The sequence below is a fragment of the Microbulbifer variabilis genome (genome assembly GCF_020524905.1).
Lineage (GTDB): Bacteria > Pseudomonadota > Gammaproteobacteria > Pseudomonadales > Cellvibrionaceae > Microbulbifer > Microbulbifer variabilis_A.
This window is the reverse complement of the sequence record NZ_JAIVKI010000039.1, coordinates 1-7,480: the sequence shown is the minus strand read 5'-3', so window position 1 is coordinate 7,480 and position 7,480 is coordinate 1. Positions and strand designations below refer to the sequence as shown.

The 7,480-nt window shown below is 44.1% G+C and carries 9 protein-coding genes; all 9 read right to left on the bottom strand.

All coding sequences use genetic code 11. The features are described from left to right. Positions 1 to 134: 134 nt before the first annotated feature. The 9 genes from LC073_RS21190 to LC073_RS21150 all read right to left on the bottom strand — a co-directional run bounded on the left by LC073_RS21190 (position 135) and on the right by LC073_RS21150 (position 6,850). Complete coding sequence (locus tag LC073_RS21190) at positions 135 to 674, bottom strand: hypothetical protein (RefSeq protein WP_226649589.1); 540 nt, start codon at positions 672 to 674, stop codon at positions 135 to 137. 126 nt (positions 675 to 800) lie between these two features. Continuing rightward, entirely contained in the window at positions 801 to 1,139 is a 339-nt protein-coding gene (locus LC073_RS21185; RefSeq protein ID WP_226649588.1) for a hypothetical protein, read from the bottom strand. A 62-nt stretch (positions 1,140 to 1,201) separates the two neighbouring features. Continuing rightward, a complete protein-coding gene (locus LC073_RS21180; protein WP_226649586.1) occupies positions 1,202 to 1,438 on the bottom strand; it encodes a hypothetical protein in 237 nt (78 codons plus the stop codon). A gap of 608 nt (positions 1,439 to 2,046) precedes the next feature. Beyond that, positions 2,047 to 2,436, bottom strand: a complete 390-nt coding sequence (locus LC073_RS21175; RefSeq protein WP_226649585.1) for a hypothetical protein — start codon at positions 2,434 to 2,436, stop codon at positions 2,047 to 2,049. Positions 2,437 to 2,950: 514 nt separating this feature from the next. Further along, entirely contained in the window at positions 2,951 to 3,361 is a 411-nt protein-coding gene (locus LC073_RS21170; protein ID WP_226649583.1) for a hypothetical protein, read from the bottom strand. A 93-nt stretch (positions 3,362 to 3,454) separates the two neighbouring features. Continuing rightward, entirely contained in the window at positions 3,455 to 4,258 is an 804-nt protein-coding gene (locus tag LC073_RS21165; RefSeq protein WP_226649581.1) for a restriction endonuclease, read from the bottom strand. A 103-nt stretch (positions 4,259 to 4,361) separates the two neighbouring features. After that, complete coding sequence (locus LC073_RS21160) at positions 4,362 to 4,829, bottom strand: hypothetical protein (protein WP_226649580.1); 468 nt, start codon at positions 4,827 to 4,829, stop codon at positions 4,362 to 4,364. 855 nt (positions 4,830 to 5,684) lie between these two features. After that, positions 5,685 to 6,635 carry an IS5 family transposase gene (locus tag LC073_RS21155; protein WP_226649578.1) on the bottom strand — a complete coding sequence of 317 codons (951 nt, stop codon included), beginning with the start codon at positions 6,633 to 6,635 and terminating at the stop codon, positions 5,685 to 5,687. A gap of 32 nt (positions 6,636 to 6,667) precedes the next feature. Then, positions 6,668 to 6,850 (bottom strand): hypothetical protein, encoded by a 183-nt coding sequence (locus LC073_RS21150; protein WP_226649577.1) that lies wholly within the window; start codon positions 6,848 to 6,850, stop codon positions 6,668 to 6,670. Between the last annotated feature and the right edge of the window lie 630 nt (positions 6,851 to 7,480).

The window sequence follows — 7,480 nt, the reverse complement described above, 5'->3', positions numbered from 1 at the left end:
AGCCCTTATCGCATGTATGAGGAAGCAACTTACCATCCTCAATACGATGGTAAAAAACAACACCTACTGGGATGAGAAAATGGTTTAAATATTTGACAAAGGGCCATAGTCACTTGTTAGCTGTTTCATGCTTATTACTTGGAATACGCTTTTTCTAACTGCTGAGGTAAGCCTTTTAATTTTCCAGAGAGCTTCACTTTCCAATGTTTGTCGATTCTCCTTAGAGAAACAACCTCCATTGCCTCTAAGTTGACTTCCCCTACACTTACTTTGTTTCGAGTTACTAGGTGAGATGTATCATCTCCCTCCTTTACCTCGCCAAGTATCTCCATACCATCAAAGTTGATACCGCCTGCAGCTTCCGCTCTAAGCATTATGAAACTGAATAGTCCGGCAAAAAATTCTACGTCACTTTTATTTTTGACTGATTCTTCTGTTTCATTTTCTCCAAAGAATGAGTTAATGAACTGCGACCTCTCATTTTCAGGAAGAACGGTATAGAAGCTCATTAGCTCCCTGAATTCTCTGAGCTGTTTGGGGTCAAAATGCTCAGCAGCTTGCGCATAGCGGCCCTCCGCCAAGTCATTAAAGTAAACTTGCGCTCTATCGCTAGCAGTTTCCGCGAAAACGATAGAGGAAAATATAGCGAGGAAAGAAAAAACTAGATATTTCATTTTTATTCATTCTTGTGGAAAAGGTCAATGTACAGCTAACGCCTTGCTAAGGGGCAGCCGAAACGCAGTGTAGGCTGTCCCGCGGAGGCCGCGTCTTTTGCGGCCGGAGTGTACTTGAGCAACTTGTTATGCATTTTCAGCGCGCCAGTATTTAAATGCATAGTACACGGGAAAAGGGACAATAATAAGAGCGATTGACCCTTGGGCGAGCACAGCCAGAGCAAAAATAGATTGCAGGCCAAGGATTGCTGACTTACCAACCCTAGCAAGTCCGAATGAACTGAATAGAACCGAAGCGATAGTGGCAGAAAGAAGCAGGCCGACTAAATGTGGATAGAAAACATTTCGGGCCTCATTATGGAGGACGGTAAACGTATCACTGCCGCCGTGCTTTACTAGAACAGCGAAAAGCCCAAGGAAAAATATCCCTTGCAATGTAAACTGTATGGCTAGGTTCTTTCTCATTATTCAGAGTCCATAACGCTTTTAGCAGGCGCGCACTTTAGTGCGTCGGCTGCCTAAACTTGTTAAGAGTCACCAAATCTCCGCAATAGCTTGAGGTCTTTATCTTCTTCTTTTGAATGTATCAATCCATATGACTCTGTTTCGACCATTATTCCGTTCTTTAGATAGGACCAATTTTCTTTCGTAAATGACGCCTGATATTCATCCTCGTCAATTGAACATACAACTACGCCCGTAGCTCCATCCGAGTATTCCACTACGTCCCCAATGTGAGCTACTTGACCATCGATATACTTCATACTTGGAGCTCTTAACGCCTTGCTCAGCCGCCGCCGGAATGGAGCCGCCTTGTGCTAGCGTAGCGTACAGCACAAAGCGAGCGGAGTGTAGGTGGTCGGATGCAGCAATTTGTTATGCTTTTTTATAGTTCTTTAGCCAATATTTTAGTAGCACGATAACCTTTATCCCTTTGAGTTACATATGCATGTTTGAAGGCTTTTCTAAAAGACATATTGTGACGTAGCTCGGCTGATAGCTTTCTGATGATCTTATGGGCACTATATGCCAAAAGTTCTTCTAGCAAACATACTCCAACCTTCACTAGTAAATCCGAGTCCTTGGTACGCCTACAAATTTCTCATATTACTCTGAAGTTCTCGGCTGGGTTGTTTACAGCGCCATACGTTAGAGCTTCTTCAGCCTTAGACATTCCTTGAGGCGATTGAAGTTCAAATTTTATCCAGGCCCTTGCCATGGCATGAACCTCGGCATCGCACACTTTTAATCCTGGATATAAAAATTTCGATGGGCCATGTTTCTTCATATATTCACTGCATAACGCCCGCATTTGTGGCTGGTTTGGAGTGCAGCGGAAAACCAGTCCGGCAACATGCGCTTGTTAGGTGATTCACTCAAGTGTAAGGTCATTTGATTTACCGTAAGCACCACATAGACAACATTTTTCTGGAGACCAAAACACTTGCAAGAATGGAATATGCCCTTCAATATTTTTTAGCTCGAAAGTAGAAACGTACACAGTACCTTTTTCTTTTAAATGAACTCTTTTTGAATATTCACCAAACCTGTTCTCAGAATTAGCAGGATAGTATTCTACAGTTGCTTCAGCTCCGTAATTTAAGCCCTCAGCATTCATAGAAATAGTCGCCTGAAACGTATTCGATGCAACTTTTTCTACCTTGATGAGCTTATCAAAGTTAGGCCCCATTTTAGGGGCAGTACAGGCGAACGCCAAACTAGAGGCAAATAGAAATACAAGACTGATAAGAACTCGATTCATAGTTTTTCACCTAACGTTGCCAGCAAGGGCAGCCGAAGCAGAGCGTAGGCTGTCCAGCCCAGCCTCCGGCTGGGCGAGCTTGCCTGGCCTGGTTATAGCTGGCGCGCTCTGAACAACCTACTTACTCTTTGCCAGCCACCTTTGGCTGGCCACTGCCCGATAAATTTACAGGGAAAAATACCATACTTTCCCCACCAGTTAACCAGCTAATCGGCACTCCACACAGGTGCAACTTGCTTGCAGGGCTTGTTGACTTAAAAAGAAGGCACTTGAACGAAACTACGGTGCTAGTTTCCAGGAAAACTCTCTGGAGGAGTCTGTTCAGGTAGAGATTGGTACTTGCAGCAACTACAAACCATCTAAAAAATGACCGCCACAATAACGCCGCCAGCAGGGGCAGCTTACCTTGTGCGCATATTGCGCGAAAATGGGAGCACAGCGACCCGCGCAATATGTGCGCAAGGTAAGCTGTCCCGAGGAGGGCCGGAGGCCCGGAGCATCCTGCCTGGCTTTGTTAATTGCTTGATGTGCCATCGGAGCTCTTACCGCCCTCAATGTATGTTTCCATGTAAGCTTCAGTAGTAGCGTATGGAAAAGAATTGACCATCACATCCAGGAGCTCATAAAGCTCAGTATCTTTGATAGAGACAGATTCTGTCTCCAAGGTGGTCTGAATATTATTGTAAGTGTCCATATTTTGGACAATAAATTTTTCACCCCACTCATACATTTTTTCTTCCTCTCCGCGCCTTGAAAATCCGAGGAGAAGAGCAATCATGTTTGCTTGATCTACCGACCGCCCTGACTGCGTAAACACTGCTGAGATTTCTATGCCCCGCTCTAGCCCTCTCTGCTCTCCAGTAAAGTAAGCAGCTACGACCAGACAAACAACTACAACAATTCTAATAATATTTTTATACGGCATGACTTCTCTTGGGCAATTAACGCCCGCATTTGCGGCTGGTTTGGAGCGCAGCGGAAAACCAGTCCGACAACATGCGCTTGTTAGCTCTTTTAACTAATAGGATCTCATCCATGCAAGGATATCATGGTAATCCTTGAGCGTGATGTCCCACTCACTTGTTGCCTGATTTTGTGCAAAATCTATAGCACCACTTGTAAAGGTTGATGTGGTAGCCAATATTACTTTATTTGGGCCGTTCTTCGTGTTTCTAACACCGTGCAAGGATCTTATTAGCTCAACACCAACTTTATTTGATTGTGCATAGCGCTTACACTCAATAAAATATTTTGTATCAATACCTAACTCGTTTCGATGTACAGCTATTATGTCTTTTCCACCATCTCTGGTGCTAGCTGTTAGTGCGACCTCAAAGCCTTTACTTCTAAATATTTCTGCAATAATTTCTTCAAATTCACGAGGTGAAATTTGATGTAAATATTCAGGATTCTGACTTAGAAATCTAATTAATTCTGGTATGTTAGAACTAAGAAGGCCTACATCGGTAATTATTCTACTTTCTGAAATAATTAATTTTGGCTCAGGAAATAGATATATCTCTTCATGCTCAGGGAGATACTTGATGTCTGGCTTATTTTCGCAGCTAGCACCTTGCGTATTATCTATTACATAGCTCAATACATCTACAGGATACTCTGTGGCATCAAATTTCAGTTGTATCTCAGAACCACATTTGGTGCAGTTGAATTCAAACAACAATTCGTAATTGTTCTCTTGGCCCATGCCATTTTGATGATACTCACCTCCGTAACACTCATTATTGAAATCTGAAATGGGGACGACGTGTACCTCTCCACATTCGTCACATGAAGATGATATATCTCCATCAAACGTCCACATTTTATATTCTCCGTAAGTGAGCTAACGCCTGCATCAGCGGCCGGAGCAAGCCACGCTTGCGGAGGTCCAGCCCAGCGCAGCTGGGCTATGCTGCATGCATTTGTTATGTATTTTCCCCGATTAACCTTCTGAAATAGCCTGCGACATATTCTTTGTAAATTTCGGGCGACTTTTCTTCTGCTTCGACACCAGACTTTAGGGCTAACTCGATGAACTCTCTTAGCTGCGGCAAATGATCAAGCCTTCCCTGCCTCAAACATTCCTGAATATTGAGAATCATATCCGTTTTTACTTCTGGATAGCCACCTTGGTCCCAAGCTTGCAGAATATAGCAAGCCATTTTTATCGCAGCCCCCTCATGAAGTAAATCTATGTCCAACCCTTCGCCACCAATAGATTCTGCTGTGCAATCTACATACGAAAACGGATCGAATTTCCCATCCTCTGTACCGAAATCGCTAAACAGGCAGCGATAATCGGCGCACACATAATACATGTACAAGATATCTTTGATTGCCTCTTCAGCAAGGCAATACTTTTCAAATTCCTGTTCTTCCAATTCTTGATTCATTTCTCAAGTACGACCACATAACGTTGCCAGCAAGGGCTGCCGAAGCGAAGCGTAGGCTGTCCAGCCCAGCCTCCGGCTGGGCGATCTTGCCTGGCCTGGTTATAGCTGGCGCGCTCTGAACAACCGACTTGCTCTTTGCCAGCCACCTTTCTTTGGCTGACCACTGCCCGATAAATTTACAGGGAAAAATACCATACTTTCCCCACCATTTAACTAGCTAATCGGCACTCCACACAGGTGCAACTGGCTTGCAGGGCTTGTTGACTTAAAAAGAAGGCACTTGAACGAAACTACGGTGCTAGTTTCCAGCAAAACTCTCTGGAGGAGTCTGTTCAGGTAGAGATTGGTACTTGCAGCAACTACAAACCATCTAAAAAATGACCGCCACAATAACGCCTTGCTAAACGGCAGCCGAAGCGTAGCGTAGGCTGTCCGGTGGAGGCCGCGCCTTTTGCGGCCGGAACGTATTTAAGCAACTTGTTATGAACTAACGCCAAGAAAACTTAAGATGACTCCAGCTATTGCACTTCCTGGAACTGAGACAGATAAATCATATAGCCACTGCAATGCAGTTTGATTTTTTGCTTTGCCATTAGTTTTTAGAGTTTCAATGGTAGAAGCGAAGCCTTTTTGTTGCTCTGGCGTTAATTCATGGAAATGCTTCGAAGCTTCAGATACAAATGAAGTCAAAGAATCAGAGCTAAGGATGCTCTGAAAAATCAGCCTTTAGCCTTGCATCAGGCTTCCTATAGCTAAAAATGCCTATTTCTTACTCGAAACCCTACTTTCTATACATAGTTATCTCCATTTTTTCTGCCTTAGATCCGCCTTTGGCGAATTTAAGGCACACTAACCCTAGGTCAGCAGATACTTTTTCCCAATTAGTAAGTTGGTAAAGCCAGCCAGCAGAAATAAGCGCTGAGTGTTTTTTTCTAAACCTCGATAGCGTACTTTGCCATACCCGAAGATATTTTTAATATATCGGAATGGGTGTTCTACTTTTGCCCTAATTTGCGCCTTTATTTTTTCTACCTTTCGTAACTCAGTTCGGCACGGGCGATACTTCAGGCGACTACGCTTCTCTGCAATAAGCCACTCCACTGCTTTAGATTTAAGCTCTTCTCGCTTTTCTGCACCCGTGTAGCCAGAATCCCCCCAAACTCGCTTCTCTTTACCATGAAGCAATTTGCCTGTCGCAGTAATGTCATGTTGGTTAGCGGCTGTTGTGTCGAGGCTATGTATGAGTCCGAGGGTGTCATCTGTACCGATATGCATCTTCATCCCGAAATGCCACTGATTACCTTTTTTAGTTTGGTGCATTTCTGGGTCGCGCTTCTTCTTTTTGTTCTTAGTTGAAGTTGGAGCGGAGATAATAGTGGCATCTACAATGGTACCTTCACGCAGTACCATGCCATTCTCAGCGAGGTGTTTATTAATTTCCCCAAATAGAGTTGTACTCAGCTGATTCGACTCTAATAAGTGGCGAAAGTTAAGAATCGTTGTCTCATCGGGAATTGGACCGCTCAGAGTCAACCCGGCAAAGTTACGCATAGATTCAATCTCATATAGCGCATCTTCCATAGCCGGATCACTGAGATTGTAAAACAGCTGCATACAATGAATGCGCAGCATGACACTCAATGGATAAGGCTGCCGGCCACGCTTGCCCCGTGGATAACAAGGCGCTATTTGAGCTTCTAGTCGCTGCCATGGGATGAGGGTATTCATCTGAGAAAGAAACTTCTCTCGGCGAGTTATACGACGCTTGAGCTTGTATTCTGCTTCGGCAAAGGTGACTTGGTGCATGATCTATCGTAGCCTTGACGGATAGCCTAATACTACCAAATTGACTGGGAATTATTCAGAGGTTCCCTAACACTCACATTAAGATTTACAATATCTCCGCCAACATTATGACCTTCATTATCTGATATTTCAAGTTCCACATTGTGTGGTACATCGACTCTTATTAGATCACCACCAATATTTGTTCCCTTGTTTCCTTTAATAATTATTGCCATAGAAATCTCCTTAATTCATAACGCCCGCAACAGGGGCGACCAATGCTATGCACATTTTGTGCGAAATTGGGAGCGCAGCGACCCGCACAAAATGTGCATAGCATTGGGCGTCCCGCGGAGGCCCGCAGGGCCGTAGCATACTGCTTGCGTTTGTTAGTTTTTGCTCGCACCGGGCCTGAACTCACTGTACCGAGGATGAGGCCAGATATATACCCCATTATTTACATAGTACGATTTTAGTACCGGCAGTTTTCTAGCTTTAAATAGATCGGGAACTCCACCGAACCGATTCTCATATATTTCTACTGCGCGAAGCCGCCTAATACGCCAGAGATAGAACGAGTCACCTGTACAAATCGCTTTTGCTTCACGTGTGGCAAACCTATGAATTAGCGACTTCAATTGAAGCTGGTGAATCTCTTTAAGTACGAGAACCTTAAATAGCTTACTCTCCTTCCCAAGCTTGTAGTCCTTTCTACGTATATTTATTTCACTGCTCCTCAAGGAAAACTAACGACAAGTTAAGCGGCGCGGCACGCGTCCGCTTGAACGCCTTGTTAACCATAGTTCTTGCGAAGGAATTCGATCAGTGCCTTATTACCGTGCCTGCTACCATTGAACTCATCTTCG